30 protein-coding genes are annotated in these 26,203 nt (G+C 61.5%); 20 read left to right on the top strand and 10 right to left on the bottom strand.

Translation table 11 applies throughout. The features are described 5' to 3' along the window. Nucleotides 1-5 precede the first annotated feature (5 nt). The 12 genes from ACTRWK_RS09690 (at nt 6) to ACTRWK_RS09635 (ending at nt 10,955) form a co-directional block, all read left to right on the top strand. Nucleotides 6-299 (top strand): DUF1330 domain-containing protein, encoded by a 294-nt coding sequence (locus ACTRWK_RS09690; protein ID WP_005852461.1) that lies wholly within the window; start codon nt 6-8, stop codon nt 297-299. Nucleotides 300-434: 135 nt separating this feature from the next. Then, entirely contained in the window at nt 435-872 is a 438-nt protein-coding gene (locus ACTRWK_RS09685) for a tellurite resistance TerB family protein (protein WP_074635615.1), read from the top strand. Nucleotides 873-909: 37 nt separating this feature from the next. Beyond that, nucleotides 910-1,350: a tellurite resistance TerB family protein gene (locus ACTRWK_RS09680; protein ID WP_037943843.1), complete on the top strand. Its 441-nt coding sequence runs from the start codon at nt 910-912 to the stop codon at nt 1,348-1,350. Nucleotides 1,351-1,477: 127 nt separating this feature from the next. Next, nucleotides 1,478-2,254: an ABC transporter ATP-binding protein gene (locus ACTRWK_RS09675; protein ID WP_005852455.1), complete on the top strand. Its 777-nt coding sequence runs from the start codon at nt 1,478-1,480 to the stop codon at nt 2,252-2,254. Nucleotides 2,255-2,290: 36 nt separating this feature from the next. Continuing rightward, the gene (locus ACTRWK_RS09670) at nt 2,291-3,025 is read left to right on the top strand and encodes a transporter substrate-binding domain-containing protein (RefSeq protein ID WP_005852453.1); all 735 of its coding nucleotides are present in this window, start codon (nt 2,291-2,293) and stop codon (nt 3,023-3,025) included. A gap of 109 nt (nt 3,026-3,134) precedes the next feature. After that, nucleotides 3,135-4,016, top strand: a complete 882-nt coding sequence (locus ACTRWK_RS09665; protein WP_081781238.1) for an ABC transporter permease — start codon at nt 3,135-3,137, stop codon at nt 4,014-4,016. Then, on the top strand, nt 4,013-4,819 hold the full coding sequence (locus tag ACTRWK_RS09660; protein WP_132996866.1) for an ABC transporter permease: 807 nt from the start codon (nt 4,013-4,015) through the stop codon (nt 4,817-4,819). Before ACTRWK_RS09665 ends, ACTRWK_RS09660 begins: the two co-directional genes overlap by 4 nt. A gap of 97 nt (nt 4,820-4,916) precedes the next feature. Continuing rightward, nucleotides 4,917-6,251 (top strand): glutamine synthetase family protein, encoded by a 1,335-nt coding sequence (locus tag ACTRWK_RS09655; RefSeq protein WP_005852447.1) that lies wholly within the window; start codon nt 4,917-4,919, stop codon nt 6,249-6,251. 13 nt (nt 6,252-6,264) lie between these two features. After that, nucleotides 6,265-6,945: a type 1 glutamine amidotransferase gene (locus tag ACTRWK_RS09650; RefSeq protein ID WP_037943838.1), complete on the top strand. Its 681-nt coding sequence runs from the start codon at nt 6,265-6,267 to the stop codon at nt 6,943-6,945. Next, the gene (locus ACTRWK_RS09645) at nt 6,945-8,303 is read left to right on the top strand and encodes a glutamine synthetase family protein (RefSeq protein ID WP_037944976.1); all 1,359 of its coding nucleotides are present in this window, start codon (nt 6,945-6,947) and stop codon (nt 8,301-8,303) included. The genes ACTRWK_RS09650 and ACTRWK_RS09645 overlap by 1 nt, the downstream gene beginning before the upstream one ends. A 73-nt stretch (nt 8,304-8,376) precedes the next feature. Then, a complete protein-coding gene (locus ACTRWK_RS09640; protein ID WP_037943837.1) occupies nt 8,377-9,681 on the top strand; it encodes an NAD(P)/FAD-dependent oxidoreductase in 1,305 nt (434 codons plus the stop codon). Between the two features lie 95 nt (nt 9,682-9,776). Continuing rightward, on the top strand, nt 9,777-10,955 hold the full coding sequence (locus ACTRWK_RS09635; protein ID WP_289081995.1) for a DegT/DnrJ/EryC1/StrS family aminotransferase: 1,179 nt from the start codon (nt 9,777-9,779) through the stop codon (nt 10,953-10,955). Nucleotides 10,956-11,061: 106 nt separating this feature from the next. Here ACTRWK_RS09635 and phaR read toward each other — a convergent pair whose 3' ends face one another. The 3 genes from phaR to ACTRWK_RS09620 form a co-directional block, all read right to left on the bottom strand. Continuing rightward, the gene (gene phaR, locus ACTRWK_RS09630) at nt 11,062-11,628 is read right to left on the bottom strand and encodes a polyhydroxyalkanoate synthesis repressor PhaR (RefSeq protein ID WP_005852439.1); all 567 of its coding nucleotides are present in this window, start codon (nt 11,626-11,628) and stop codon (nt 11,062-11,064) included. Between the two features lie 133 nt (nt 11,629-11,761). After that, nucleotides 11,762-12,205, bottom strand: coding sequence for a phasin family protein (locus tag ACTRWK_RS09625; protein WP_005852437.1), 444 nt, complete (start codon nt 12,203-12,205; stop codon nt 11,762-11,764). A gap of 151 nt (nt 12,206-12,356) precedes the next feature. Beyond that, the gene (locus ACTRWK_RS09620) at nt 12,357-14,162 is read right to left on the bottom strand and encodes a PHA/PHB synthase family protein (RefSeq protein ID WP_005852436.1); all 1,806 of its coding nucleotides are present in this window, start codon (nt 14,160-14,162) and stop codon (nt 12,357-12,359) included. A gap of 104 nt (nt 14,163-14,266) precedes the next feature. Between ACTRWK_RS09620 and phaZ the strand changes: the two genes are divergently transcribed. Further along, on the top strand, nt 14,267-15,583 hold the full coding sequence (phaZ, locus tag ACTRWK_RS09615) for a polyhydroxyalkanoate depolymerase (RefSeq protein ID WP_037943833.1): 1,317 nt from the start codon (nt 14,267-14,269) through the stop codon (nt 15,581-15,583). After that, nucleotides 15,583-16,173 carry a DUF6151 family protein gene (locus ACTRWK_RS09610; protein WP_037943832.1) on the top strand — a complete coding sequence of 197 codons (591 nt, stop codon included), beginning with the start codon at nt 15,583-15,585 and terminating at the stop codon, nt 16,171-16,173. The genes phaZ and ACTRWK_RS09610 overlap by 1 nt, the downstream gene beginning before the upstream one ends. Nucleotides 16,174-16,194: 21 nt before the next feature. Here the strand turns inward: ACTRWK_RS09610 and ACTRWK_RS09605 are convergent, their stop codons facing one another. The 5 genes from ACTRWK_RS09605 to ACTRWK_RS09585 form a co-directional block, all read right to left on the bottom strand. Further along, on the bottom strand, nt 16,195-16,905 hold the full coding sequence (locus tag ACTRWK_RS09605; protein WP_037943831.1) for an alpha/beta fold hydrolase: 711 nt from the start codon (nt 16,903-16,905) through the stop codon (nt 16,195-16,197). Between the two features lie 65 nt (nt 16,906-16,970). Continuing rightward, nucleotides 16,971-17,585, bottom strand: a complete 615-nt coding sequence (locus tag ACTRWK_RS09600) for a hypothetical protein (RefSeq protein WP_037944975.1) — start codon at nt 17,583-17,585, stop codon at nt 16,971-16,973. Nucleotides 17,586-17,621: 36 nt separating this feature from the next. Beyond that, entirely contained in the window at nt 17,622-18,371 is a 750-nt protein-coding gene (locus tag ACTRWK_RS09595) for an alpha/beta hydrolase (protein WP_037943829.1), read from the bottom strand. 2 nt (nt 18,372-18,373) lie between these two features. Continuing rightward, nucleotides 18,374-18,607, bottom strand: a complete 234-nt coding sequence (locus tag ACTRWK_RS09590) for a hypothetical protein (RefSeq protein WP_005852428.1) — start codon at nt 18,605-18,607, stop codon at nt 18,374-18,376. A 58-nt stretch (nt 18,608-18,665) separates the two neighbouring features. Continuing rightward, the gene (locus ACTRWK_RS09585; RefSeq protein ID WP_289081996.1) at nt 18,666-19,946 is read right to left on the bottom strand and encodes an MFS transporter; all 1,281 of its coding nucleotides are present in this window, start codon (nt 19,944-19,946) and stop codon (nt 18,666-18,668) included. 204 nt (nt 19,947-20,150) lie between these two features. On the opposite strand from ACTRWK_RS09585, the gene thrS reads away from it, so the two are divergent. The 5 genes from thrS (at nt 20,151) to ACTRWK_RS09560 (ending at nt 24,841) form a co-directional block, all read left to right on the top strand. Next, nucleotides 20,151-22,100, top strand: coding sequence for a threonine--tRNA ligase (gene thrS / locus ACTRWK_RS09580; protein ID WP_009826554.1), 1,950 nt, complete (start codon nt 20,151-20,153; stop codon nt 22,098-22,100). Between the two features lie 220 nt (nt 22,101-22,320). Continuing rightward, the gene (locus ACTRWK_RS09575) at nt 22,321-22,623 is read left to right on the top strand and encodes a BufA1 family periplasmic bufferin-type metallophore (RefSeq protein WP_289081997.1); all 303 of its coding nucleotides are present in this window, start codon (nt 22,321-22,323) and stop codon (nt 22,621-22,623) included. Nucleotides 22,624-22,714: 91 nt separating this feature from the next. Further along, the gene (gene bufB / locus ACTRWK_RS09570; RefSeq protein ID WP_289081998.1) at nt 22,715-23,563 is read left to right on the top strand and encodes an MNIO family bufferin maturase; all 849 of its coding nucleotides are present in this window, start codon (nt 22,715-22,717) and stop codon (nt 23,561-23,563) included. Then, nucleotides 23,560-24,309 (top strand): HvfC/BufC N-terminal domain-containing protein, encoded by a 750-nt coding sequence (locus tag ACTRWK_RS09565; protein ID WP_289081999.1) that lies wholly within the window; start codon nt 23,560-23,562, stop codon nt 24,307-24,309. The genes bufB and ACTRWK_RS09565 overlap by 4 nt, the downstream gene beginning before the upstream one ends. Before the next feature lies 1 nt (nt 24,310). Then, entirely contained in the window at nt 24,311-24,841 is a 531-nt protein-coding gene (locus ACTRWK_RS09560; RefSeq protein ID WP_132996877.1) for a DoxX family protein, read from the top strand. A 3-nt stretch (nt 24,842-24,844) separates the two neighbouring features. On the opposite strand, the gene ACTRWK_RS09555 is transcribed toward ACTRWK_RS09560, so the two are convergent. After that, nucleotides 24,845-25,165, bottom strand: coding sequence for an arsenate reductase family protein (locus tag ACTRWK_RS09555; RefSeq protein WP_306285736.1), 321 nt, complete (start codon nt 25,163-25,165; stop codon nt 24,845-24,847). A 155-nt stretch (nt 25,166-25,320) separates the two neighbouring features. Here ACTRWK_RS09555 and ACTRWK_RS09550 point away from each other — a divergent pair, with 155 nt between their 5' ends. Beyond that, a complete protein-coding gene (locus ACTRWK_RS09550) occupies nt 25,321-25,527 on the top strand; it encodes a cold-shock protein (RefSeq protein WP_005852411.1) in 207 nt (68 codons plus the stop codon). A 70-nt stretch (nt 25,528-25,597) separates the two neighbouring features. Here the strand turns inward: ACTRWK_RS09550 and ACTRWK_RS09545 are convergent, their stop codons facing one another. Continuing rightward, entirely contained in the window at nt 25,598-25,891 is a 294-nt protein-coding gene (locus ACTRWK_RS09545) for a hypothetical protein (RefSeq protein WP_235183766.1), read from the bottom strand. Nucleotides 25,892-26,203 lie beyond the last annotated feature (312 nt).

Raw genomic sequence — 26,203 nt, 5'->3', positions numbered from 1 at the left:
CCCCGATGCCCAAAGGTTACTGGATCGCTAACGTCGACGTGCATGATGCCGAAGTCTACGACAAATACCGCGCCGCCAACGCCAAGCCCTTTGCCGATTTCGGGGCGAAGTTTCTGGTGCGTGGGGCCGCGCCCGACATCCGCGAAGGCACGTCGCATCCGCGCATCGTGGTGATCGAATTTGCCTCGCTGGCCGATGCGGTGGCCTGCTATGAAAGCGAGGGCTATCAGGCGGCCAAGGATATCCGGTCCTCCGTCTCTGATGGGAATCTGGTCATCGTCGAAGGGTATGACGCCTGAGGCCGCGACAGGCCCCTCGCCTGCCCCTGCGGCATTGCGCTTTTTATACATCACCCCTTTGCGAATATGGGAAAAACGGAACGCTGCGTGCGGAATCGGGTTAGCCTCATGTGCCCGCAAGGATAAAGAGTTGCCATGTTTGAACGTCTATTCCCCCGCCGCAAGCCGGACCCCAAGCCGCTGCCACAGCCTACCCCCCAGCTTGCCCTCGGTGCGTTGCTGGTGCGTGTGGCGCTGGCCGACCGCACCTACCGCGCTGCCGAAGTGGGGCAGATCGACCGCATTCTCGCCCAGACCTTTGGCCTGAAACCGATCGAGGCCGCGAAACTGCGCGCCACCTGCGAAGCGCTGGAACGCCACGCCCCCGGTACGCCCGAATTCGCCCAGATCCTGCGCGAAGAAGTCGCCTATGACGACCGCAAGGCGCTTGGCGATGCGATGTGGTCTGTGGCGCTGGCCGATGGCGCACGTGACGACGACGAAGAGATCCAGCTGCTGGCCATTGAAACCGCGCTTGGCCTCAGCGACGCCGACATGACCGCCGCCCGCGAAAAAGCGCTGAACGCTTTGTGACCTTGGCCTTGCGCCGCAACCGCTCTATATCACGCCCATGTTCGCAGAATTCATCAAACGGCTGACCCAGCCTGATCCCGCCCAGCTTCCCGATGGGGATGCCCGCCTTGCGCTGACCGCGCTTTTGGTGCGCATCGCCAAGTCGGATAATGAATACGCCCCGTCCGAGCGCGCGCGCATCGACCAGATCATCGCGAAACGCTATGCGCTGGACGCTGACGGCACCGCCTCTCTGCGCGCCGACGCCGAAGCGCTGGAAGCCGAAGCCCCCGATACCGTCCGCTTTACCCGCGCGATCAAGGATGCCGTTCCCTATGACGACCGCCTTGCCGTGATCAAAGCCCTGTGGGAGGTCGTGCTGGCCGATGGCAGCCGCTCTGACGAGGAAAACGCATTGCTGCGTTTGGTGACCAACTTGCTGGGGGTCACAGACACCGACAGCGCCATCGTGCGCAAGCAGATTGAAGACAAAGACTAGTTTACGCGCAGGCGGTGAATTTACGCGGGGTCAAGCGTTGAATTATTGGGCAAAACCCAAGTTCTGGATTGCAAATCCCCCTTAAAATCACCTTAACTTGCTGCGGAATGCACAATAAGGCAGCACAGTGACAGATCAGCCCCCCGTTATTGAGATCAACAATCTTCACAAGGCTTATGGCCCTCTGGAGGTGCTCAAGGGGGTGTCGGTCAAGGCCCCGCGCGGGCACGTCATCTCGCTGATCGGGTCGTCCGGCTCCGGCAAATCCACCCTGCTGCGCTGCTGTAACCTGCTGGAAGACAGCCAAGAGGGCGATCTGCGCTTCAACGGCGAGGCCGTCACCTGGAAAGGCACCGGCCACCACCGCCGCCCTGCCGATCCAAAACAGGTGCTGCGCATCCGCACAAATTTGTCGATGGTGTTCCAACAGTTCAACCTGTGGTCCCATATGACGATCCTGCAAAACGTGATGGAGGCCCCGCTGACCGTCCTGCGCCGCGACCGCGCCGAGGTTGAGGCCGCCGCGCGGGCCTATCTCGACAAGGTGGGCATCGGCGACAAATGCGATGTCTTTCCGGCGCAACTGTCGGGCGGCCAACAACAGCGCGCCGCCATCGCACGCGGGCTGTGTATGGAGCCCGAAGCATTGCTATTCGACGAACCGACCTCGGCGCTGGACCCCGAGCTTGAGCAAGAGGTCGTCAAAGTCATCAAGGATCTGGCCGCCGAAGGGCGGACCATGATGATCGTAACCCATGATATGAAACTGGCGGCCGATGTCTCGGATCACGTCGTGTTCCTGCATCAGGGTTTGATCGAAGAACAAGGGGCCCCCGAAGACCTGTTCGGCGCCCCTAAATCAGAACGTCTGCGCGGGTTCCTCTCGGCCACTCACGCAGAGTAAAACCACCTAAAAACAATAAACTGGGAGACTTCAAAAATGAAAACACTCGTTCTTGCAACCGCCGCACTGGCGCTCAGCACCGGTTTTGCCATGGCAGACGCCCACGGCAAGACCATCCGCATGGGGACCGAAGGGGCCTACCCTCCCTATAACTTCCTGAATGACGCGGGCGAAGTAGACGGCTTTGAGCGCGAAGTCGGTGACGAGCTATGCGCCCGTGCCGAGCTGACCTGCGAATGGGTCACCAACGAATGGGACAGCATCATCCCGAACCTCACATCGGGCAACTACGACACCATCATCGCCGGTATGAGCATCACCGACGAGCGTGAAGAAGTGATTGATTTCACACAGAACTACTTCCCGCCCGCGGCTTCCGCCTATGCGGCGAAATCGGCGGATGCCGATGTGATGGGCGGTGTTGTTGCAGCACAGACCAGCACGATCCAAGCCGGTCACGTGGCTGAATCCGGTGCCACCCTGCTGGAATTCGCCACCTATGATGAAACCGTCGCAGCCGTGAACAATGGCGAAGCGGATGCGGTTTTCGCCGACAAGGACGCGCTGGTCCCCACGGTCGAGGAATCCGGCGGCGAGATGGTCTTTGTCGGTGATGACGTGCCACTGGGCGGCGGCATCGGCCTTGGCCTGCGCGAAAGCGACACAGAGTTGAAAGCGAAATTCGACGCCGCGATCCAGTCCATGAAGGACGATGGCAGCCTGAACAAGCTGATCATCAAATGGTTCGGCGAAGACGCCAATACATTCTGATCATGATCGGGGCGGCGCAGATGCCGCCCCTTTTCTCTGCCTGCCGATCTGATTAAAGACCCAAATCCAGACGCCCGCCAAAGGGCGCATACCACCGGGACATTCCGCCATTTTTGCCTGCACCGACCCAGAAACGCTTTCCGGCCTGTCATGGCTGACGTGCTACCTGACCACGGGCAAGCATTTGGCCTTTTATGGTGCATTCGGCACCGTCTTGCTGCTGCTCGCCATCACCGCCCCCGCCGCACTTGCCTTTGGCTTTGGCGGTGCGATGGCCGCGCGGTCGCCCTTTGCGCCGCTGTCATGGCTGGGCCGCGCCTATATCGCCATTGTGCGCGGCGTGCCCGACATCGCCTTCTTCCTGTTCTTCGTCATCGCGCTGGATCAGGGCATCGAATACCTGCGCCACAAGGTGAAATGCCCCGACTGGGATCAGCCGATCCGTCAGGGCAGCGACTTTATCGTCTGTCAGGCCGCCAAGATGCCGCTTGGCAACTCTGCCCAATGGGTCCACGAGGCCTATGGCTTTTCGCTCGCGGTGCTGACCTTTGCCATCGTTTTCGGGGCCTTTGCCGCCAATGTGCTTTATGGCGCGATGCGCGCTGTGCCCCGCGCCCAGATCGAGACCGGCGAGGCGTATGGCATGACCCCGCGCCAGACCTTCTGGCGTATCCTTGTGCCGCAGATGTGGGTCTATGCGCTGCCCGGTCTGGGGAACCTGTGGATGGTGCTGATCAAGGCCACCCCACTGTTGTTCCTGCTGGGCGTCGAAGACATCGTTTATTGGGCGCGTGATCTGGGCGGAGCCAAGACCCCGCGCTTTACCGATTACCCCCACCCCGACTGGCGCATGTGGTATTTTCTGGCGCTGCTGGTGTTCTACCTCTGCTTTACCCGTGTGTCTGAAATCGTGCTGGACCGGCTGATGCGCCGTCTGACCAAGGGTCAGGCCACCGCCGGCGGCGAAGCACAGCGAAAGGCAGCGGCATGACCTGTTGGGAAACCATCCAATCCTACGGGCTGCGCTCGCTTGGCTATGGCGAACGGCTGCTGCCGCGCAGCGACTTTACGCTGTGTGACCAGTTCACCCTGATTGGGTCGGGCATGATTTGGAACATCTACTACGGTTTTTTCGCGCTGGTCAGCGGCTTCCTGCTGGCGACGGCGCTGGCCGTGGCCAAGGCCCACCCCAGCCCTTGGCTGCGCAAACCGGCGGAATGGTTTATCTTCCTGTTCCGCGGCTCGCCCTTGTTCATCCAGTTCTTCTTTGGCTATTTCCTGTTCCTTAGCCTAAAATCTGTGCACCCGTTCTTTGATATGTTCACCTCTGCGTGGCTTGGGGCGCTGATTGTTCTGTTCTTCAACACCTCTGCCTACTCGGCCGAGATCTTCTATGGCGCGCTGCAATCCATCCCCAAGGGCGACACCGAAGCCGCCGATGCCTACGGCATTTCCGGCTGGTCGCGGTTCAAGCGCATCATCTGGCCCACCATGCTGCGGCTGGCATGGCCCGCCTATACAAACGAGGCAATCTTCCTGTTTCATGCGACAACGCTGGTGTTTTTCACCGGTTTTCCGGCGCTGCAACAACGCGGGGACGCGCTGTATTACGCCAGCTATTTCGCGGACAAGACGTTTAACCCGTTTATCCCCTACCCGATTTTGGCGGGCTACTTCATTTTGCTGACGCTGGTGATCATCGCCATCTTCGGGCTGATCAACCGCCGTTTGAACCGCCATGTGCCTCAGGCTGCGGTGCGGAAAATTCGCTTGCGTCTAAATCTGATCCGGTAGTATCTGTTTTTTGATCAAATTATTTAGCGCGTGGGCGCTACCCCCGGTTTTCACGTTGTAAGAACGCCGTTCATGCCCGCCGCTTGCAAGGTGTGATATGAAAAACTGGCTCCGCAAACATCCTCAGGTCCGCACAATCCGTGTGGCCGCCGCCGACCTGAATGGTCAGGCCCGCGGCAAGCGCATCCCCACGCGCTTTGCCGACAAGGTGGTAGAGGATGGCACGCGCTTTCCCATGTCGGTGCTGAACCTCGATATCTGGGGCGAAGACATCGACGACAGCCCGCTGGTGTTTGAAAGCGGCGATGCCGATGGCATCCTGCACCCGACCGAACGCGGCTTTCTGCCAATGCCCTGGCTTGATGCGCCCTCGGCCCTGCTGCCGATCTGGATGTTCCACGAGGACGGGCGCCCCTATGGCGGCGACCCGCGCCATGCCCTGCGCGCGGTGGTCGAACGCTACAAGGATCGCGGGCTGACGCCGGTCTGCGCGGTCGAGCTTGAGTTTTTCCTGATCGACGATTCGGGCCGCAAACTGCAGGTGCCGCTGTCGCCGCGGTCGGGCAAACGCCGCAAGGCCGCCGAAACCCTGTCGATCCGCGCGCTGGACCAGTTCGATGAATTCTTCACCGATCTTTATGACGCCTGCGAAGAGATGGACATCCCCGCCGATACCGCCATTTCCGAAGCGGGTCTGGGCCAGTTCGAGATCAACCTCATGCATTGCGACGACGCCCTGCGCGCCGCCGATGATGCCTGGCTGTTCAAGATGCTGGTCAAGGGCCTCGCCCGCCGCCACGGCTTTGCCGCAAGCTTTATGGCGAAACCCTACGAAGATTACCCCGGGTCGGGCCTGCACACGCATTTCTCGGTGCTCGACAAGAACGGTAACAACGTCTTTGACGACGGCGGCCCCCAAGGCACGGCGATCATGCGTCACGCTGTGGCGGGCTGTATGAACGCCATGGCCGGCTGCGCGCTGGTCTTTGCGCCCCACGCCAACAGCTTTGACCGTATGGTGCCCGGTGCCCACGCCCCCACGGGGATCTCTTGGGCCTACGAGAACCGCACCTCCTCCATCCGTATCCCGTCCGGCAGCCACAAGGCGCGGCGGATCGAACACCGTGTGTCGGGCGGCGACGTGAACCCCTATCTGATGCTGGCCGCCGTGCTGGGTGCTGCGATGAACGGCATCGAGGACGGGGCAGAGCCCCCCGCCCCGATCACCGGCAACGCCTATGCCGCCGACCTGCCGCAAATCCCCGGCGACTGGAAATCCGCGATCGACGCCTTTGAAAACTCCGCCGAGGTAAAGCGTATCTTTGCCCCTGAAATGGTGCGCAACTTTATCCTCACCAAACGGCAAGAGCTACATTATATGCAGGAACTGACCCCGCAAGAGCAGGTCGAAATCTATCTGGACACGGTGTAATCAGATGCCCCCTATGAAAATCGGTATCCTTCAAACCGGCCACTCCCCCGACAATATGAAAGACGCGCTTGGCGATTATGGCGACATGTTCGTCAAATTGCTGGGCGGGCACGGGTTCGACTTCCAGATCTGGTCCGTGGTCGATGGCGACTTCCCCGCCTCGGCGGTGGATGCGGACGGCTGGCTGATCACCGGATCGAAACACGGTGCCTACGAGGATCACGACTGGATCCCCCCGCTGGAGCAGCTGATCCGCGCCATCCGCGAAGCAGGCCGCCCGCTGGTCGGCATCTGCTTTGGCCACCAGATCATTGCACAGGCGCTTGGCGGCAAGGTCGAGAAATTCGCCGGCGGCTGGTCCGTGGGCCGCACCGAATACACCATCGACGGAGAGACCCTGGCCCTGAACGCCTGGCATCAGGATCAGGTCACAAAACTGCCCGACGGGGCCAAGGTGGTCGGCGCTTCCGACTTCTGCGCCAATGCGGCCCTGCTGTATGATGATCACATCTGGACCATCCAGCCCCACCCCGAATTCACCCAAGACTTTATCGACGGGCTGATCCGCACCCGCGGCAAGGGCGTGGTGCCCGATCACCAGCTTCAGGCGGCCTCCGCCCTGCTGGACGCCCCCACCGACAATGCAAAAATCGCCGACCATATTGCAGATTTCCTCAAGAAAGAGAGATTATGATGTCCGACTGGCTTGAAGAGCTTCCCCCCGCAGCACGCGAATATCTGGAGGGCAAGCGGCTCGACGAAGTTGAATGTATCATCCCCGACCTCCCCGGCATCGCACGCGGCAAAGCGGTGCCCGCCACAAAATTCGCACGGCAGGAATATTTCCACCTGCCCGATAGCATCTTCTACCAGACCATCACCGGTGAATGGGGCGACGCCGCCGGTGCCGACGGGTTCATCGAAAAAGACATGATCCTGCGGCCCGATATCTCGACCGCGACCGCCGCCCCCTGGACCGGCGACTGGACATTGCAAGTGATCCACGACGCCTTTGACCGCGACGGCAATCCGGTCGAATATTCGCCGCGCAATGTGCTCAAACGCGTTGTCGATCTTTATCGCGCACAAGGGTGGGAGCCGGTTGTCGCCCCCGAAATGGAATTCTTTCTGGTCGCGCGCAACCTCGACCCCGCGCATGAGATCAAACCGATGATGGGCCGCTCAGGCCGCCCTGCTGCCGCGCGTCAGGCCTATTCCATGACCGCCGTCGATGAATTCGGCCCCGTGATCGACGACATCTACGACTTTGCCGAAGCGCAAGGGTTCGAGATTGACGGTATCACCCAGGAAGGCGGCGCGGGCCAGCTCGAGATCAACCTGATCCACGGTGACCCCGTGCGGCTGGCCGACGAGGTATTCTATTTCAAACGTCTGATCCGCGAAGCCGCCCTGCGCCACGATTGCTATGCCACCTTCATGGCGAAACCCATCGCCAACGAACCCGGCAGCGCCATGCATATCCACCATTCGGTGCTGGATGCCACGACGGGCAAGAACATCTTCTCTGGCCCGCAAGGGGGCGAGACGGACGCGTTTTACCACTTTATCGCCGGCATGCAGAACCACATGCCCGACGCGCTGGCCGTCATTGCGCCCTATGTGAACAGCTACCGGCGCTACGTCAAAGACCATGCCGCGCCGATCAATCTGGAATGGGGCCGCGACAACCGCACCACGGGCATCCGCGTGCCCCTGTCCGGCCCCGCGTCGCGCCGGGTCGAGAACCGCCTCGCCGGGATGGACTGCAACCCCTACCTCGGCATCGCCGCCTCGCTCGCCTGCGGCTATCTGGGCCTGATGGAACAGAAAAAGCCCAAAGCCGAATTCAAGGGCGACGCCTATGACGGCGACGGGGATATCCCGCAGGTGCTGGGATCCGCGCTGGATCTGTTTGAAGAGGCCACGACCCTGCACGAGGTGTTGGGCCCCGAGTTCGCCCGCGTCTACGCCATCGTCAAACGCGCGGAATACGAAGAGTTCCTGCATGTGATTTCCCCCTGGGAACGCGAGCACCTGTTGATGAACGTCTAGGCCCGCCGCACCCGCGGGAGCCTTCGGCGAGGATTTAAGACCATTTGGAAGCGGCCAAGGGGGCCGATCTGCAATGAACCTGCTATACGCAAACGATGCGCCGGGGCGCTATCCAGACAGCTGGTACGCCGCGACCGCAACCCCGACCGATGCCTACCCCACGCTCAAGGCCGATCAGCGCGCGGATGTCTGCGTTGTCGGGGGCGGCTATACCGGCCTGTCGGCTGCGCTGCATCTGGCACAGGCCGGTCGCCGCGTCGTGCTGGTCGAGGCGCAGCGCGTGGGCTTTGGGGCCTCGGGGCGCAATGGCGGGCAATTGGGGAGCGGTCAGCGCGTCGAACAGGACGCGCTGGAAAAGATGGTCGGACGCGATGCCGCAACGCGCCTATGGGATCTGGGCGAGGACGCCAAAGCGCTTGTCAAAAGCCTGATCAAGACCCATGACATCGATTGCCACCTCAAGCCCGGCGTCGCCTGGACCGCCAGTTCTGCCGGTGACGTAGAGCATCTGCACGCTTATGCCGGTTTCTTGCAAGACCGCTATGGCTACGAGCTGATAGAGGTGTTGGACCGCGACGCGCTGCGCAACGTCTGTGCATCGCCCGCCTATCGCGGCGGTATTCTGGATATGGGGGCCGCGCATCTGCATCCGCTCAACCTCGCCCTCGGGCTGGCACGGGCGGCGCAGGCGGCAGGGGTCGAGATCTATGAACGCAGCGCCGTGCATCAGATCACCGAAGGCAGCCCCGCCACTGTGCAGACCGACGGCGGGCGGGTGACGGCGGACCATGTGATCCTGGCCTGCAACGGCTATCTGGGCGGGCTGAACCGCAAGGTCGCGGCCAAGGTCATGCCGATCAACAACTTTATCGTCGCCACCGAACCCTTGGGCGACCGCGTGAAAGACGTGCTGCCCCGGGATGTCGCCGTGGCCGATAGCAAATTCGTGGTGAATTATTTCCGGCTCAGCCATGATGGGCGACTGCTGTTCGGCGGCGGCGAAAGCTATGGCTACCGCTTCCCCAGCGACCTCGCCGCCAAGGCGCGCAAGCCCATGGGCCAGGTTTTCCCCGCGCTGCGCGACGTCAAGATCGACTATGCTTGGGGCGGCACGCTGGCGATCACCATGAAACGGCTGCCCTTTCTGGCCCGCGTGGCCCCGAACATCCTGTCGGCTTCGGGCTATTCCGGCCACGGCGTCGGCACCGCGATCCACGCAGGGCAGCTGATGGCTCGTGCGATCCAGGGCGATGGCGACGGCTTTGATACGATGAGCGCCCTGCCCACGCCGACCTTCCCCGGCGGCGGCGCGCTGCGCAGCCCGCTGCTCGCGCTCGCCATGAGCTGGTTCAGCCTGCGCGACCGCCTGGGGATATAGTCACAAAACATTCATGAAGCGGAACGGGGAAAAGGCTTGGTCCCATAGGCGCATTGTTTTACCATTCTGAAAACAAACATTCAGGATATTGAAATATGACCCTGCCCGACATGCACAGCGCCGAAGCCATTCCCGACACAGCCCGCGCCGAGATAGAGCTGCTGTTGCAAAGCGGCGATCTGTTTCGTTACACCGCTGCGGCCGATGCGCCGGTGTCCTTGCTGGAGGCCGAGTTTGCGCAGATGATGGGCAGCCGCTATGCGCTGGCGGTGTCGTCCTGCTCTGCCGCGTTGTTTCTGTCACTGCTGGCGCTGGACCTGCCGCAGAACGCCAAGGTGCTGATCCCCGGCTTTACCTTCGCGGCCGTGCCCTCTGCCGTGATCCACGCCAATTATACGCCGGTGCTCTGCGAGGTCGGGGAAAACTACCGTATCGATATGGCGGATTTCGCCGCCAAGCTGCCGGGTGTCGACGCGGTGATCATCAGCCACATGCGGGGGCATACCTCGGATATGGATGCGATCATGCAGCTGTGCGATGCCGCAAACGTGCCGGTGATCGAGGATGCGGCCCATTCGCTCGGCACCCTCTGGCACGACCGCAAGATCGGCACCATCGGCAAAATCGGCTGCTTTTCCTTCCAGTCCTACAAGATGGTAAACGCGGGCGAAGGCGGCATCCTGATCACCGACGATGCCGATCTGGTGGCCCGTGCGATCATCATGTCCGGTGCCTATGAACATAACTGGAAGAAACACCCCGGCATCGCGGACGCCTGCGCGCGCTGGCAAAACAAACTGCCGCTTTATAACCTGCGTTTGAACAACCTGTCAGCGGTTCTGGTGCGGGCCCAACTGGCCGAACTGCCCCGCCGTGTGGCCGACGGGCTGCGCAACCACGACTACGTCGCGGCCAAGCTGAACGCCGCCCCCCAGATCGACGTCCCCGCCCCGCTGCCCCCCGAAACCCGCGCGCCGGATTCCATCCAGTTCAATCTGGTCGGGCTGGACGATGCCGCCATCCGCGCCTTTGCCGAAGCCAGCGCCAAGGCCGGCGTCAAGGTTCAGGTCTTCGGCCAAAGCACCGACAACGCGCGCGCCTTCTGGAACTGGCAGTTCATCAAGGACCTGCCCGACCTGCCCCGGACCCGCGCCATGTTGATGACCGCCTGCGACGTGCGCCTGCCCGTGCAACTGCAACCAGCCGAGCTCGACGCGATTGTGAATGTGCTGCTCGGGGCGCTGGCGACGGTGACGAAATCCGCCGCGGCCTGAGGCTTCATTTTGCCAGATAAACTCCCGCCGGAGGCATCCGGCAGACACACCAAAGCCCACCCGTCAGCGGGTGGGCTTTAACCATTCAAACGAGGGCCGAGCGCCGTCACTTCAGCTTGGAGAGTTTTTCCTGCAGCTCGGCCAGTTGCTGTTTGATCGCATCCAGACTTTCGGCGTCATCGCCCTTGGCGCTGGCGGGGCGCTGGTCGGTCTTGCCCATGCCGTTCCAAGGCGTCGGCATATTGCCGGTCATCGCCTTCATGAACGCCTCTTGCTGGGCCTGCATGACCTCGAAACCGGGCATCTTCGCCATCGGGTTGATCGTGTTCATGTTCTCAAGCACCCGCGCCTGACCGTCGCGCAGCATGTCAAACGATGTCTTGAGGAACTGCGGCACAACGCTCGCATCGGGGGACATATAGCTGCGCACAAGATCGTTCAGCACATCCACGGGCAGCACGGATTCACCGCGGCTTTCGTGTTCGGCGATGATTTGCAGCAGATATTGGCGGGTCAGATCGTCGCCTGATTTCAGGTCCACAATCTGCACCTCGCGCCCGTCGCGGATAAACCCCGAGATATCATCCAGCGTCACATAGTCACTGGTTTCGGTATTATACAGGCGGCGGCTGGCATATCGTTTGATAAGCAGGGGCTTGACTGTTTCGGTCACGGTAGATCCTTCCCAAATAGCATGCTGCATTGCAGCTTAGGGCAGCTTAAATGAAAAAGATAGGTGCCACAAAAAAGGGCAGACCGCAAAGTCTGCCCTGATCAATCTTTACCTGAACCAAAGGCCGGTTCGATTACTTCGCAGCGGCTTTCTTTGTGGCGGCTGTCGCGTCGGATGTCGCTTTTTTCACAGCAGCTGTTGCTTCTTCGGACATGTCTTTGCCCGCAGCCATCATCAGCTCGACTGTGTCCATCTGGACCTTCTTCGCGATTTCAGCGAAAGCGGCCATATGCTCGGACGCGACTTCAGCAGAGGCCGAGGTGAACTCGGTCATTGCTTTGGCGTAATCTGCTGGCTCTTGCTTGGCTTTCGACATCTCGGACATTTTTGCCAGAGTGTCTTTTGTCCATTTGCTGGAAATCTCGGCGGATTTCTCGGCAGCGTTCAGCGCAACGCCGGACAGCTTTTCGTTCAGTGTCGCAGTTGTTTTGAACGCGTCGTTCATTGCGGATGTGTCAACTGGGAATGCACCCATCATGTCTTTCATCATCGCGGCGAAATCTGGTGTCTTCGTCATGGTAAACTCTCCTTCTGGGGTCAAGCGGCGTCTACCGCTACGTTATGACTACCCCATAGATAGATGCTGCGGTGCGGCATTGCAAGTTTTTTCTGCAATGCAGCATCAGGCCATTTCAGCCCGCCGCCCCATAAAAAATTGACTAATCAGATCAGCCTCTTGCCTTGCGCACCACATAGGTACCCGGGGCTTCGCCCAGGGTATCACGGCCCTTTTCACCCGGAATACGGGCATCGACTTTCCCGTCAGAGCGATTCTCGAGCCACGCGCCCCAGCGGGGCCACCACGACCCTTCGTGGAACTTTGCCCCCTCCAGCCAGTCCTCGTGATCCAGCGACAGGTTGTCGTTTGTGTAGTGGCCGTATTTGCCTTTGCTCGGCGGGTTCACGATCCCCGCGATATGGCCCGATTGGGTCATCACAAAGGTCTTGTCCGCGCTGCCCATCATGCGCACGCCGCGATAGCTGTCTTTCCACGGCGCGATGTGGTCGGTCTCGCAGCCGATGGCGATGAGCGGCACATCGATATCCTCCAGCTTCAGACGATGACCCAACAGCTCAAAGCCGCCCTCGACCAGCTTGTTCTGCTGGCAAAGCCCACGCAGATACTCCATCGCCATGCGCTGCGGCAGGTTCGCCCCGTCGCCGTTCCAATACAGCAGATCAAAGGCCGGAGGCGTGTCGCCCAGCATGTAGCTTTTGATCGCGGGCCCATAGACCAGATCATTCGACCGCAAGAAAGAGAACGTCCGCGCCATGATGACCGAAGGCAGGATCCCTTTGTCCTTGGTCTCTGCCTCGATCCCGTCGATAAAGTCATCGGTCAGGAAGGGCTGGAACTCCCCCTGATCGGAGAAATCGGTGAGCGCGGTAAAGAAGGTCGCGGATTTGACGGATGTATCGCCGCGCTGCTTCATCAAGGACAGCGTCAGCGACAGCGTGGTCCCCGCGATGCAATAGCCTACGGCGTGCACCTGTTCCTGCGCCGTGATCTCCTTGACCTCGCGGATCGCGGTCAGGAACCCGTCCTCGATATAGTCGCCCATGCCGATGTCACGATGGCTTTGGTCCGGATTGACCCATGACACCATAAACAGCGTATAGCCCTGATCCACGATCCATTTCACCAGACTGTTCTGGGCCTTGAGATCAAGGATATAGAATTTATTGATCCAGGGCGGGAAGATCACGATCGGCGTGGCATCGACCTTTTCGGTGCTGGGGCTGTATTGGATCAGCTCGAACAGATTGTTGCGATAGACGACCTTGCCGGGGGATGTGGCGATGTTGCGGCCCAGTTCAAACGCGCTTTCATCGGCCAGCCGCACGATCAGCTCGCCGTTATTCGCCTCCAGATCGGCAATCAGGTTCTCCAGCCCGCGGATCAGGCTTTCGCCCTCGGTCGCCACAGCGCGTTCCAGCGCATCGGGGTTGGTGGCCAAAAAATTGGTCGGGCTCATCATGTCGATGATCTGGCGGCTAAAATATTGCAGCCGTTTCTTTTCATGCGGGGCCAGATCGGCCACATGATCAACGGCTTGGCCCAGGGCCTCTGCGTTGATCTGGTACTGCTGTTTGACAAAGTTGAAATAGGGGTGCGATTTCCACAGCGGGTTGGCAAAGCGGCGATCCTCGGGCGAGGTATCTTCCGGCGCGGCCAGCTTGCCTTTGGCCAGCGCCTGCTGCGCCTCCATAAAGTGGCCGACGGATTTGCTCCAGTAGGATACCTGCTGTTCGATCATCTTGGCGGGGTTCTGTACGGCTTCGGTCCAATAGGACGCGGCGGCCTTTGCAAACAGCTCTTGATTCGGGCCGTCCAAACTCGCCTGATGCGTGTCCCGCCCGACCATGATCTGCGACAGCCGCGCGCCAAGCGCTTCGACCTTTCGCAGGTTTTCCTCCATACGTTCCTGTGCCTTGGAGCTCTCTGCGTCGGTCTTGGTTGTTTTTATTGTCATGCTAACCGTTCCTCCCTATGTTTGCACCTGCAGCATCGCGCCGACCTTTGGGGGAGGGTCTGACAAGATGCCGGGCACAAGGCCCCCAACAGGAGACCCCTTACATGAAGTATATGGCATCTTACGATTTAATGGAAACGATGAGAAACACCAACCAGTGGCTGGGTGCCACGGCGTTGGCGATGGCATCGTATCCCGCTTTTGCCGCCATCCCGAACCCTGCGTTGAACTGGATGGCCGCATGGGGCGAAGTGACCGAACGCAGCTTTTCGCGCATGGTGGTCAAACCTGATTGGGATATCCCCCCCGCCGTGGGCGTTGATGGTGCGGACCATCCCGTCCTGATCGAGAAAGAGCTGGAAGGTGCCTTTGGCGATCTGGTGCATTTCGTCGTACAGGGCCGCGATGCGCCCAAGCGCAAGATCCTGCTGGTCGCGCCCATGTCGGGCCACTATGCGACGCTGCTGCGGTCGACCGTCATCAGCCTGATCCCTGACGCGGACCTTTATATCACCGACTGGCACAATGCCCGCGACATCCCCGTCAGCGCCGGCAAGTTCGACGTAGAGGATTATACCCTGCGGCTTGTTGACTATATGCGCCATCTGGGCCCTGACGTGCATGTCATCGCCGTATGCCAACCCGCCCCGCTGACCCTCGCCGCGACCGCCTATCTGGCGGAACAGGACCCCAAGGCGCAGCCAAGCTCGCTCACATTGATCGGCGGCCCCATCGACACCGCGGCCAGCCCGACAGAGGTGACGGATTTCGGTCACCGCGTGAACATGAACCAGCTGCAAGAGATGATGATCCAGCAGGTCGGCTTCCAGCACCAGGGCGTGGGCCGCAAGGTCTATCCCGGTCTGCTGCAGCTGAATTCCTTTATCACGATGAACGCCGAAACCCATGCCAAGGCCTTCCGCGACCAGATCATGCGTGTCGCACAGGGGCTGGCCGGCGACCACGACAAACACAACAAGTTCTACGACGAATACCTCGCCGTGATGGACATGCCCGCTGAATTCTACCTCTCCACCGTGCAGCGGATCTTCAAGGATAACGAGATCGGCACCAACAGCTTCTCAATCAAGGGTCAGCCCGTGGACATCGGCAAGATCACCGATGTCGCCGTCAAAACGGTCGAGGGCACCAAGGACGATATCTCGGCCCCCGGCCAATGTATCGCGGCGCTGAACCTCTGCACCGGCCTGCCCGACGACAAAAAGGCAAGCCACCTCGAAGACGGCGCAGGGCACTACGGGATCTTTGCAGGCAAAAGCTGGCGCGAGAATATCCGCCCGCTGGTGCTGAAGTTCATCGACGACAACCAGCGCACGGCCAAGGCGACAGCCCCCAAGGCCCCTGCGGCCCCGGCCAGCGCGGGTAAAACCTCGATCCCCGCACAGAAGTCGACGGCATAATGCCCGCCGCGCCGCGTGACCTGCCCTTTGCCTGTGCCTGCGGCACGGTCAAAGGGGCCCTGCGCGGCGTGACACCCGCGCGCGGCAGCCATGCCCAATGCCACTGCATCGATTGCCGCGCGGCCGAGGTCTACCTCGACCAGCCCGACCCCGCGCCACGGGCGATCCAGCTGTTCCAGACCACCCCCGACAGATTCCACTTCGATCAGGGTTTCGACAAATTGTCGGTGTTTTCCTTCGGAGAGACAAATCTGCTGCGCTGGTATGCCTCTTGCTGTGGCACGCCGATGTTCAACACGCTGCGCAAGCCCAAGCTCGCCTTTGCCAGCATCATGACCCGCACCCTGTCCGACCCTGCCCCGCTTGGGCCGATCGTCGGCACCGGCTATATCCCGACGCCCTCGGGCAAGCTGCGGAACGAAGGGCTGCCACGGTTGATCTGGGGGGCGCTGTCGCGGGCGGCCGGGGCCAAGGTGACAGGCCGCTGGAAGGTGAACCCCTTTATCGATCCGGACACCGCAACGCCCAAACGCCCCGTGCATATCGTTCCGCGTGACCAGCGCAAGGCAATCACCGAGGCGCTGCGCTAACCCGCACTTGCCCCGCCCCGATCACGCAGGGGTCAGGGGCATCTTCAACCATTCCTTGATCGCGGCAGTCGTGGCTTCGGGCTGTTCAAGCGTGGGCAGATGCCCTGCCCCCTCGATCACGCGCAAAATCGCATAGGGCAGCAGTTCGGCCATGAAACTATGGCGCTTCACGGGGTTGAGCCTGCCCACCTCGCCACACATCACCAGCGTCGGCACCTTGCACTTGCGCAATACCGCCTGCTGGTCGCGGGCCCGTTGCAAGGCGCGGGCTTGGCGCACATAGACTTCCGGCCCCAGCGTGTCGGCCATATCCAGCGCAATCTCCAAAATCGCCGCGCGGTCCGGACCGGGGGCGAGCCAGACGGGGTTCAGCTCTTCGCGCATGGCATCGGCCAGCCGCCCCGACTTGACCTTGACGATCAACATCTCGCGCGCGGCAGCACTCTGCGGCGTTTCGGCCAGCGGGCTGGCATCGATCAACGCCAACCGCGTCAACCGATCCGGCGCACGGCGCAAAATCTCGAGCGCGACAGCACCGCCCAACCCCAAGCCTGCCAGCGCGAAACGCTTGGGCAACTGGTCCAGCAGACCAGAGGCGATTTCCTCGATCCGCTCGCCTTGGGTAATCGGGGCGACAGTCACAGCGGTTTTCGCCGACAGCTCGGCGATCTGCGGCCAGAATACCCGCGCGTCAGACATGAGGCCCGGCAGAAGAACAAGAGGGTCAGCCATGTATGTCCCTGTCACTAGTCATAAATTCGCGTCACTTCGGGACACTGCTGCTGCGCCGCACCTCATCACGGATAGGCGATGCCACGCAAGGGCGGAAAATCGCCATAGCGCGCACGGCGCTGCGCCAAGGGCTCCGACGGCGACTTCCCGCCGCGCAACAGCATCCCGCGCGGCGCGATATAGCTGGAGATGCTGCGCAGCGGCTGCGGTCTCCACGTCAGGTTGAAGGCGGCGAGCTTGGGAAAGAACCACATCTCGGAATAGGGCAGATGGTCATGCACCCACCACGCCAGATCACGCCAGTCGCGCCCCTGATCATACTGGTCGGCAAACCACGGGATCACGATGCTCGCCCCGGCAATCGCCTGCGCCTCTGCGCCACGGTCCCAGATGTGACATTCGATCGGGTTGTCATTGGCCGCGCAATTCAGCTTGTGCCGGTTGCCATAGGCATTCAGCGCCGCCGACCGATACCCCGACCGCACGGCGATGCGGCCAAAGGTTTCCTCTAGCGGGTCCAGCAAGGTCGTGCAGAAGGCCCGTCCGTTTTCGATGGCAAGATCAGGATTGTCGGGGATATTTGGCTGCCCGTGAAACCCAGAAATCTCTGAGTACATGAAATCGCGCATAAAGAAATGCCGCGACAGCCGGACCCGCCCAAAGGTTTCAAGGCTCCACATGCTGGCCGGTTTACGCATGGCAAAGCCCCTTTATCCTCAGGTCGTGGCAGAGACCTCTTCCACCGCTTGGATCAGCAGTTTCAGGCAGCGGTCGTCGGAAAAGCGGTGGTCCGCATCCTTGACCAGTTGCAACTGCATGTCCGGCCCCTGCGCATGTTCCAGCAGACGCACGGCTGTGGCAACGCTGACGGCGGTATCTGCGGTGCCTTGCAGAAAGCGCGTCGGGAACGGCAGATGCAGCGGATCGCGCAGCACCAGCTGCTTGCGCCCGTCCTCGATCATCCGGCGCGTGATAATGTAAGGCTCCATATAATCGGACGGCAGTTCGACCTGACCCGTCTCGGCCAAAGTCTTTTTCTGCGCCTCGGTGAAGCTGGCCCAATAGCCGTCTTCGGTAAAGTCAGGGGCCGCGGCGATGGTAACCAGCCCCGCGATCCGCGCGGGCAGCGCGCGCACCAGCAGCAGCGATTGCCAGCCGCCCATAGACGACCCCACCGGCAGGATCGGGCCCTCGGTCAATGCTTCTACCGCAGCCAATGTGTCTTCGGCCCAATCGCCAATGCAGCCCTCCGTGAACGCGCCAGAAGATTCCCCGTGACCCGAATAATCGAACCGCAAGAACGCCCGCCCCTCGCGTTTGGCCCAGTCCTCAAGGAACACCGCCTTGGTGCCCATCATGTCGGATTTCAGACCGCCCAGAAACACCACGCAGGGGCCTGTGCCTTCGGTCTTGTGATAGGCCAGCCGCCGCCCTTGAGGCGTTTCCAGATACATCGGTGCCGTCATCCTCAGCCCCCCAGATAGGTGCCCTTGGCGGGGCGATAAAAGATTTTCTGGTTGTGCAGACGGCCCAGCAGATCGTCGATCCGGCGCAGGCTGTCTTTGGCGGCATCGGCGGGCAGCATCGATGCGGTGTCATTCAGCGCATCCATCGACAGATCGCGTTTGGTCACATGTAGCGCTGCCTCGATCAGGTCGATATCGCTGATCGTCAGCTCGAAGTTGCGGTTGTGTTTGGACATGGGCGAACCCCTTTGGATCAAATGCGCGCCCCAGTCATACGCCCCGCCGCCCCGACGATCAATCCGCCGCTTCGACTTCGCGCAGCCCAAGCGCCGCAATCGCGGCCCCTGCGGACATGACTGCGAATAGAACCAGCGTTGCCACCGGCCCGATCAGCGCGGCACCGCCCCCCGCCACGCCCGCGACCAACAGCAGCCCGCCAATCACCGTGTTGGACACGGCGGCATAGGCCGACCGCTGGTCCTTGGGCGACATATCCACCAGATAGGTAGACCGCCCCTGCCGCACCCCGTGATAGGCGATCATCAGAATGAACAGCACCAGCGGCATGGCCCAGATCTGCGTCGCCATCCCAAGCAGCGCCAGCGCCACCGCACCCCCCATCGCCAAGGCCCCGACAATGCCGGTCAACATCAGCACACGGCGGCTCGATTGATCCGACAGCCGACCCCAAACGTAGGAGCTTAACAGCGACGCCAAGGCCGAGGCGAGCACCAGCGCGCCAAGCTGGCCAAGGGCGGATTGATCCTCGCCCCCCGCCAGCACCACAAAATACGGCGGCGCAAGCGATGTGGCGACCAGCAGCCCTCGCACCAGAATGAACCGCCGCAGGTTCGCATCCTCCTTCAGGATAGAGAAACTGGCCGGCGTCGCCTTGCCGCCCTCGCTTTTGGCCTCGTCCAGCGTGGAAAACAACAGCGCCGCGCCGCCCCAAAGTGCCGCCGCCAGCGCGATCGCCGCGATCACCACGCCGCGATCCTGCACCAACCCCGACATCAGCAAGAGCGCCAGCACCAGCACCCCGGCAGAGGCGACAGACCCCGCCGTGCCCGTGATCGACCCGCGCCGCGACTTGCCCACGGTCTTGCCAAGGATATCCTTATACGACACCGAACAGGCCGCACGGCTGACCGCCAGCCCCGCCAGCGCCGCGCAAATCGCCAGCCCCGCCGCTGATCCGTCCAGCAGCAGCGCGGCCCCCACGATCAGCGCCGCGAAGATGCCCTGCCCCGCAGATCCCGCGACCCACGCCCATTTGCGCCGCGCCATCGCCTGCACCCAGCCCGCCATGACGATCTGCGGCAACAGCGCCCCCGCCTCGCGGATCGGCACCAGCGCCCCGGCATAGACCGCAGGCGCGCCAAGCGCCGTCAGCAGCCACGACAACATGAGCTTGGGGTCAATCAGCCCGTCAGCCACTTTGGTCATGGTCAGGCTGGCGATATGGCGCAGGGCGTTCGGGGCCTCGGCCTCTTGCGCATGGGACGACAGGTCCTGCGCGTCACCCTCTGCCCCTGAAAGCGTCTCAAACGCCCGCTGCGCCACATCATCCTGCATGTCTTCGCGTCCCGTCGCTACCCGTTAATCTGATGTTATCTATGGCACCGCGCCCCCAAGGAAAGGACAGCGCCCCATTTCACACGCCGCGCCCGCGCGCCCCACCGTGATATTGACAAGCCAGACCACCGACGCCAAACAGGCCGGACGCATATAACCCGCAACCGGGCGTCTCGTAGGCGCCAAACCGACGAGGAGGCCCAGATGGCCCAGATCACCCTCACCCTTCCCGATGGCAACGCACGTCAGTACGACGCAGGTATCACTGCGGGCGACGTGGCGAACGACATCTCCAAATCACTTGGCAAGAAAGCGATCAGCGCCACAGTGGACGGCGCCCATTACGATCTGGCATGGCCGATCAACGCGGACGCCAGCATCGCGATCCACACAATGGCCGACGAGGCGCAAGCGAACGAGCTGGTGCGCCACGACCTCGCCCACATCATGGCCCGCGCCGTGCAAGAGCTTTGGCCAGACACAAAAGTCACCATCGGCCCCGTCATCAAGGACGGCTGGTACTATGACTTTGACCGTAAGGAATCCTTCACCCCCGAAGACCTTGGCCTGATCGAAAAGAAGATGAAGGAAATCATCAACAAGCGTGACCCCGTCCGGACCGAGGTCTGGGACCGCGAGCGCGCGATCAAGCATTACGAGGACAACGGCGAACCCTATAAGGTCGAGCTGATCAACAGCATCCCCGGCGACGAACCGCTGCGCATGTATTGGCACGGCGACTGGCAAGACCTCTGCCGTGGGCCGCACCTGCAACACACCGGCCAAGTCCCCGGCGACGCGTTCAAACTGATGTCCATCGCGGGGGCCTACTGGCGCGGCGACAGCGACCGCGCGATGCTGCAACGCATCTACGGCGTGGCCTTCACCGGCAAGGAAAAGCTGAAAGCCCACCTGAACATGCTGGAAGAGGCCGCCAAACGCGACCACCGCAAGCTGGGCCGCGAGATGGACCTTTATCACATGCAGGAAGAGGCCCCCGGTCAGGTCTTCTGGCACGCCAACGGCTGGCTGATCTACACCCAGCTGCAAGACTACATGCGCCGCAAGCAACGCGCCGGCGGCTATGTCGAGGTGAACACACCGCAGGTCGTGGACCGTAAACTCTGGGAAGCCTCCGGCCACTGGGAGAAATACCAAGACCACATGTTCATCGTCGAAGTGGACGAGGAACACGCCCGCGAGAAATCGGTCAACGCGTTGAAACCGATGAACTGCCCCTGCCACGTGCAGATCTTTAACCAGGGTTTGAAATCCTACCGCGACCTGCCCCTGCGCATGGCCGAATTCGGATCATGCAACCGCTATGAACCCTCGGGCGCGCTGCACGGGATCATGCGCGTGCGCGGCTTTACACAGGACGACGGCCATATTTTCTGCGCCGAAGACCAGATCGAAGCCGAAACCGCCAAGTTCATCGAATTCCTGTCGGGCATCTACAAAGACCTCGGCTTCGAAAACTTCAGCGTCAAATTCTCGGACCGCCCCGAAAAACGCTCAGGCTCGGACGAGGTCTGGGACAAGGCCGAGGCGGCGTTGCTCTCGGCCACCCGCAAGGCAGGCATCGAACCCACGCTCAACCCCGGCGAAGGCGCGTTCTACGGCCCGAAACTGGAATTCGTGCTGACCGACGCCATCGGCCGCGACTGGCAATGCGGCACCCATCAGGTGGACTTCGTGCTGCCCGAACGGCTGGACGCGACCTATATCGGATCGGACGGCGCGAAACACCGCCCCGTCATGCTGCACCGCGCCACCTTGGGGTCGTTCGAACGCTTTATCGGCATCCTGATCGAAGAACACGCGGGCAAGCTGCCCTTCTGGCTCGCCCCGCGTCAGGTCGTCGTCGCCTCCATCACCTCCGAGGCGGATGACTACGTGCACGAGGTCGTCGCCACCCTCAAGGCGCAAGGCGTCCGCGCCGAGGCCGACATCCGCAACGAAAAGATCAACTACAAGGTCCGTGAACATTCGGTCGGCAAAGTGCCGGTGATCCTTGCAGTCGGCGCGCGCGAAGTCGAAGAGAAAACCGTGTCCGTCCGCCGTCTGGGGGAAAAGCAGACCTCGGTTCAGGCGCTGTCGGATGTGGCGAACGCCTTGGGCATCGAAGCCACACCGCCCGATTTACGCGGCTGAAAACTGTAACAAACCCCTCGGGGCGCAACGAACTTGCGCCCCGAACATGTCACTATGTTTCAAAATTGCGCCTCCCAACGCTGGAATCTCGCGAATTGTTACAAAAAAACCGGCGATTTTCTGACGCCTCCGTGACACACTCCGATGTGAGTAGCTTTGTCGCACCCCACGCGGCTTAATGTCCTTATCGACAAGCAACCAACCTCAGGAGGAAACACCAATGTCCAACACAATGAAAACACTCGTCGTTGCAGGCGCAGTTGCCGCTGCCCTGTCCGCACATTCGACCGCAGCAAACGCCGCGTCGAAAGAAAAATGCTACGGCGTGGCGCTTGCCGGTCAGAATGACTGCGCCGCAGGCCCGGGCACCACATGCGCTGGCACATCCGTCACCGACTACCAGGGCAACGCCTGGAAACTGGTTGACGCAGGCACCTGCGCCGACATGGAACTGCCCGCAATGGCAGACGGGTCCGAGCGTATGGGCTCCCTCGAAGCGCTGGACCGCGACCTGCCAGCCTAAGCCCTCAGCGGCCTAAACCATTCGCCTGCGCGGCACGCCCCATGCCGCCGCGCAGGCCCCTTTACACGACCCCTCGGATAGGGAGCCTCTTATGCCAGACGGTGCCACCCGTTTCGACACATTGCCCGCACGCCCGGGCGTCGGCTATAAACCCCAGCATTTCAAAGACCTGCAAGACGATCCTGGTCCAGTTGAATGGATTGAAATCCATGCAGAGAATTACATGGGCGATGGCGGCCGCCCGCTGGCACAGCTGCGCGCGTTGTCCGAAAAATTCGCCCTATCTGTGCACGGTGTCGGGCTGAGCATCGGGGGCGAAATGCCACTGGACCGCGATCACCTCGCCCGTTTGAAAAAGCTCTGTGACTGGGCAAACCCTGCCAGTTTCTCTGAACATCTTGCATGGTCCACCCATGACAGCGAATTCCTGAACGACCTGCTGCCCCTCCCCTATACCGAAGCCACCCTGTCCCGCGTGGCGGATCACATCAGTCAGGTTCAAGACACGATCGGGCGTCAAATGCTGCTGGAAAACCCCTCCAGCTACCTCGCCTTTGATGAATCCACCTTGTCTGAAACTGACTTTTTGGCCGAGCTAACCCACCGGACCTCCTGTGGTTTATTGCTGGATGTCAACAATGTGTTCATTTCAGCGAAAAACCTCGCCCTCTCCCCGCGCGACTATATCGACGCCTATCCGGTGGACGCCGTGGGCGAGCTTCACGTCGGCGGTCACGAGGAAGACAGCGTCGGTTTCAACCAACCGCTGCTGATCGATAGCCACAGCCGCCCCGTGGTCGACCCCGTATGGGATCTGCTGGCCTATACGCTGGACCGCACCGGCCCCAAGCCCGTGCTGGTGGAATGGGACAATGACGTGCCCGATTGGCCGACCCTGCGCGCCGAGGCAGAGCGTGCGGCGGATGTGCTGGCCCGATGACCACGCTGCACCGGTTTCGGACACCCCTGCTGGACCCGACGCAGGACCGTCCCGAAGGGCTTCGCGGTGCCGCTGGCGCGCCCGCTGACACGCGCTATGACGTTTACCGCAACAACGTCACCCATTCGCTCATTGGCGCGCTGCACAGCGCCTTTCCCTTGGTAGTCAAGATTCTGGGCACGCAGAACTTCGACCAGATCGCCCCCGCCTTTGTGCGTGCGCATCCGCCGAGCTCTCCGTTAATGATGCACTATGGCGCTGATTTTCCGCAGTTTCTTGCCGCGCAACCGCCTTTGTCAAAGATGGGTTACCTCCCCGATTGCGCCCGTCTCGACCTGGCACTCCGCCGGTCCTATCACGCCGCCGACAGCGCGCCCTTCGACCTTGCCGCCTTCCAGCAGATTGAGCCCGACGCGATGATGCAGGCGCAGCTGCCCCCCGCCCCCGCGACGGTGCTGCTCCGCTCTGACTGGCCGCTGTATGACATCTGGCGGTTCAACATGCAGGCGGATGCGCCCAAGCCGCAGATGCAGGCGCAGGACGTGTTGATCACCCGTCCCGACTTCGACCCCGCCCCGCATCTGTTGCCCCCCGGCGGCGGCGCATGGTTTGCCGCCTTGGCTGGGGGTGCCACGCTTGATCAGGCCCATGACACCGCGCTGGCCACGCACCCCGATTTCGACCTTGGCGCGGCTTTGGGCCTGTGCTTTGCAACCGGCGCGTTTTGCGCAAAGAACGGCGGATAAGATGCTGAAGACTCTCACCCTTTACGATCGCGCGACGGGCTGGATCACCGCGCAAGACTGGCTGCTGCCCACATTGGCGCGGTTCCTCTTCGCCGCGGTGCTGACGCAGTATTTCTTTACCTCTGGCCTGACCAAGCTTGACGGTCTGTTCACGCTGAGCACCGGCGCCTATGTCCAGATCTTCCCCCGCGCGTTCGAGGCGGCGGGCTATGACGCGACCGCGCTGTCGGCGTGGCACGGGCTGGTGGCCTATGCGGGGACGCTGGCTGAGTTCGTGCTGCCCGCGTTGATCGTGCTGGGGCTGTTCACTCGGTTTGCGGCCTTGGGGATGATCGGCTTTGTGGTGCTGCAATCGCTTACCGATCTATACGGCCACGGGCAATGGAGCGCGCTTGGTCAGTGGTTTGACCGTCTGCCGGACGGGACCATTCTGGACCAGCGCGGGCTTTGGGTGCTGCTGCTGGTGGTGCTGGTGGTCAAGGGCGGCGGGCCGGTTGCACTGGATCGCGTCTTGCTGGCGCGCCGCCGCTGAGGGTTACTGCGCGGCTTTGACCTTTGCCCCTGTCGCGTCGTTCCAGCCGAGGAACAGATCCTCCCCCACCGCGATCAGGGGGCGTTTCATCAAGGCGGGATGGGCCGCGAGCAATTCCAGTGGATCGGCACCGCGTGCCGCGTCGTCCAGACCGCGCCATGTGGTCGAACGGGTGTTGACCAGTGCTGCGCCGAATTGCGCGTGGGCGCGGGCCAGCACGTCGGCGGGGACACCGTCCTTGCGCACATCGACCAGCTGCGCGTCGGGCAGCGCCTTGATCGCCTTGCGGCAGGTATCGCAGTTTTTCAGACCGTAGATCAGCATTCTCACCTCACTTTTTTGGGGTTTCATATGTCCTAAGATAATCGGGCAGCGCGAAATTTCTTGATTTCCGGCGCGGGTGAACAACCTTTTATCGCGTAAGGCGGCGAAAGCAATTTTTCGACGCTGTGACAGCGATTAATGAGGAGCGTTGAGAAATGCCAACGGGTACAGTCAAATGGTTTAACACCACCAAAGGATACGGGTTCATCGCGCCGGAGGGCGGCGGATCGGATGTGTTTGTCCATATCTCTGCGGTGGAACGGTCGGGGCTGACCGGACTGGCGGACGAGCAGAAAGTGTCCTTCGAGATGTCCGAGGGCCGTGATGGCCGTCAGATGGCGACGGATCTGGAACTGCTGTAAAAAAGCCCGATGCCCAAGGGACACAGGGTTTTCTGGTCGTCTTGCGGGCAAAGGCACGCGGGGCTGCGGCTTAGCGGCAGCCCTTTTCCCCCGGCACGCAGGAATAGGTGACGGGACGCGGCGTATAGTGCCGAACCTTGTGCTTTTTCGGCGCGGGATGCGCCATCATCTGCTGGTAGCTGGTGCTGGTGTTCGGCGTGCCGCAGCAGATGACACCGGAAATGGTGATCGGCTGGAGCCCTGCGGGGCAATAGTTGGCCGAGGACGGGTAGGCATAGATCTTGGGCTCTGCCGAGACCTGTGCGGGCAGCAGAACCGCGCCCATCAGACCCAATCCGGCCATCATTCCTGTTGTTAGACGCATAATATCCCTCGTTATTTTCAATTTCCCTTAATTTGCCCCGCGTCAGCGGCCAAGTCTAGCCTTTTTGCCCCCTAGGGGTGTGTTGCTGGTACGGCGTAACGACAGAGGCGCGGGCTGCGGAGCGGGGCTCGGGTTACCCATGGGTAACTTAACCTGTTGTTATTGTTTGTTTATTTTTGGTTAGACTGGCGTGCGGTGGCGTGCGTTCGCTGGTGTGAGGCATGGTCCGGCAAAGCCGGATTGAACAGTCCAGTGGATTGTTCAAAGTCTCGAACGCGGAATGCGCAAGCATTTCGCCGGGGATGTATGAGG

It is taken from the genome of Sulfitobacter sp. G5_S2_6_S6 (assembly GCF_054968505.1).
Note: the sequence above shows the minus strand (reverse complement) of the source record. Positions and strands in the feature narration are given on the sequence as shown.

Bases quoted from the DNA above. Each gene is read 5' to 3' on its own strand.
- ACTRWK_RS09690 (WP_005852461.1), top strand. From the start codon at position 6: ATGCCCAAAGGTTACTGGATCGCTAACGTCGACGTGCATGATGCCGAA.
- ACTRWK_RS09685 (WP_074635615.1), top strand. From the start codon at position 435: ATGTTTGAACGTCTATTCCCCCGCCGCAAGCCGGACCCCAAGCCGCTG.
- ACTRWK_RS09680 (WP_037943843.1), top strand. From the start codon at position 910: ATGTTCGCAGAATTCATCAAACGGCTGACCCAGCCTGATCCCGCCCAG.
- ACTRWK_RS09670 (WP_005852453.1), top strand. From the start codon at position 2,291: ATGAAAACACTCGTTCTTGCAACCGCCGCACTGGCGCTCAGCACCGGT.
- ACTRWK_RS09660 (WP_132996866.1), top strand. From the start codon at position 4,013: ATGACCTGTTGGGAAACCATCCAATCCTACGGGCTGCGCTCGCTTGGC.
- ACTRWK_RS09655 (WP_005852447.1), top strand. From the start codon at position 4,917: ATGAAAAACTGGCTCCGCAAACATCCTCAGGTCCGCACAATCCGTGTG.
- ACTRWK_RS09650 (WP_037943838.1), top strand. From the start codon at position 6,265: ATGAAAATCGGTATCCTTCAAACCGGCCACTCCCCCGACAATATGAAA.
- ACTRWK_RS09645 (WP_037944976.1), top strand. From the start codon at position 6,945: ATGTCCGACTGGCTTGAAGAGCTTCCCCCCGCAGCACGCGAATATCTG.
- ACTRWK_RS09640 (WP_037943837.1), top strand. From the start codon at position 8,377: ATGAACCTGCTATACGCAAACGATGCGCCGGGGCGCTATCCAGACAGC.
- ACTRWK_RS09635 (WP_289081995.1), top strand. From the start codon at position 9,777: ATGACCCTGCCCGACATGCACAGCGCCGAAGCCATTCCCGACACAGCC.
- ACTRWK_RS09625 (WP_005852437.1), bottom strand. From the start codon at position 12,205: ATGACGAAGACACCAGATTTCGCCGCGATGATGAAAGACATGATGGGT.
- ACTRWK_RS09620 (WP_005852436.1), bottom strand. From the start codon at position 14,162: ATGACAATAAAAACAACCAAGACCGACGCAGAGAGCTCCAAGGCACAG.
- phaZ (WP_037943833.1), top strand. From the start codon at position 14,267: ATGAAGTATATGGCATCTTACGATTTAATGGAAACGATGAGAAACACC.
- ACTRWK_RS09610 (WP_037943832.1), top strand. From the start codon at position 15,583: ATGCCCGCCGCGCCGCGTGACCTGCCCTTTGCCTGTGCCTGCGGCACG.
- ACTRWK_RS09605 (WP_037943831.1), bottom strand. From the start codon at position 16,905: ATGGCTGACCCTCTTGTTCTTCTGCCGGGCCTCATGTCTGACGCGCGG.
- ACTRWK_RS09600 (WP_037944975.1), bottom strand. From the start codon at position 17,585: ATGTGGAGCCTTGAAACCTTTGGGCGGGTCCGGCTGTCGCGGCATTTC.
- ACTRWK_RS09595 (WP_037943829.1), bottom strand. From the start codon at position 18,371: ATGACGGCACCGATGTATCTGGAAACGCCTCAAGGGCGGCGGCTGGCC.
- ACTRWK_RS09590 (WP_005852428.1), bottom strand. From the start codon at position 18,607: ATGTCCAAACACAACCGCAACTTCGAGCTGACGATCAGCGATATCGAC.
- ACTRWK_RS09585 (WP_289081996.1), bottom strand. From the start codon at position 19,946: ATGCAGGATGATGTGGCGCAGCGGGCGTTTGAGACGCTTTCAGGGGCA.
- thrS (WP_009826554.1), top strand. From the start codon at position 20,151: ATGGCCCAGATCACCCTCACCCTTCCCGATGGCAACGCACGTCAGTAC.
- ACTRWK_RS09575 (WP_289081997.1), top strand. From the start codon at position 22,321: ATGTCCAACACAATGAAAACACTCGTCGTTGCAGGCGCAGTTGCCGCT.
- bufB (WP_289081998.1), top strand. From the start codon at position 22,715: ATGCCAGACGGTGCCACCCGTTTCGACACATTGCCCGCACGCCCGGGC.
- ACTRWK_RS09565 (WP_289081999.1), top strand. From the start codon at position 23,560: ATGACCACGCTGCACCGGTTTCGGACACCCCTGCTGGACCCGACGCAG.
- ACTRWK_RS09560 (WP_132996877.1), top strand. From the start codon at position 24,311: ATGCTGAAGACTCTCACCCTTTACGATCGCGCGACGGGCTGGATCACC.
- ACTRWK_RS09555 (WP_306285736.1), bottom strand. From the start codon at position 25,165: ATGCTGATCTACGGTCTGAAAAACTGCGATACCTGCCGCAAGGCGATC.
- ACTRWK_RS09550 (WP_005852411.1), top strand. From the start codon at position 25,321: ATGCCAACGGGTACAGTCAAATGGTTTAACACCACCAAAGGATACGGG.
- ACTRWK_RS09545 (WP_235183766.1), bottom strand. From the start codon at position 25,891: ATGCGTCTAACAACAGGAATGATGGCCGGATTGGGTCTGATGGGCGCG.